At 67.5% G+C, this 1,142-nt stretch carries 1 pseudogene; it reads right to left on the bottom strand.

Features of this window, described 5'->3' with window-relative positions:
* Positions 1-1,065 (bottom strand): annotated as a pseudogene (locus tag AC08OQ_RS19095) (integrase core domain-containing protein); the annotation flags it as partial.
* Between the last annotated feature and the right edge of the window lie 77 nt (positions 1,066-1,142).

Here is a 1,142-nt window from a genome sequence, read left to right as displayed (position 1 = left end):
AGGCGGCTCGTTCGTATTCGTTGATCAAGCCACCGAGGACGGGTCGGCGCTTGATCCGTTCCTTGGTCAGGTCTGCGACAGGGTGGTCGGGCCGGGGCGGTTGAAGGCCACAACCGCGGTGGGGTCGTCGTCCGTTGTAGTGCCGTGCGTACTCGGCCAGAACGGTGCGCAGGTGCCGTTCGCCGAAGATCAGCATCCGGTCGGTGACCTCGGTCCGGACCGTGCGGACGAACCGTTCCGCATAGGCATTCGCCCGCGGAGCCCGGGGTGGGATCTTGATCGCGGTGATGCCGGCGTCGGCGAGGACCGCGTCGAACGACGCGGTGAACTGGCCGGCCCGGTCACGGACCAGGAACTGGAAGTCGGCCGCCCGGTCACCAAGATCCATGAGCAGGTTCCGGGCTTGTTGGGTGGTCCACGGTCCGTCGGGGTGGGCGGTGACCCCGAGGATGTGGACGGTGCGGGAGCCGACCTCGATGACGAAGAAACAGTACAGACGCCGCAGCGTCACCGCGCAGTCCACATGGAAGAAGTCCACGGCCAGCATCGTCGACGCCTGCGTGCGCAGGAACTGTCGCCACGTCGTGTCGGTCTGCCGTTGCGGAGCCGGGGCAGCCCCAGGGACTTCAGGACCCGGCGGATCGTGGAGGCGCTGACCCGGTGGCCGAGCTTGAGGAGCTCGCCCCGGATCCGCTGGTAGACCCACGTCGTGTTCTCGGTCGCGAGCCGCTCGATGAGGGTCACGATCTCCGTGCCGACCGGTGGCCGACCCATCCGCTCTGGATGGGTCCATGTCCGTGTGATCAGGCGGCGGTGCCACCGCAGGACGGTCCCCGGGGTGACCAGCCGGTGCGCTCGCATCTCTCTGGGCAGGAGTCGGATCAGTGCGGCGAGCACCGCCCGGTCCGCCCAGTCCCACCGGGGCTTGGGCTGGGTACGGCGCAGCACCGCGACCTCATGCCGCAGCACCAACAGCTCGATGTCCTTGGACGCCGACGAACGACCGAGGAGAACCAACCAGCCACACACCCGCACGAAGATCAGATAGAGCAGTCGCACGGACATAGCTGACCATCATGCCGACGGTCCCGTACTGTCGCATCAGCCCAGGTCACAGGCCCAAGCCGACTTCTGGCACCCCA

The sequence above is a fragment of the Frankia sp. CcCS3 genome (assembly GCF_977927575.1).
The sequence above is the reverse complement of the archived record's forward strand: the minus strand, read 5'-3'. Positions and strand labels throughout refer to the sequence as shown.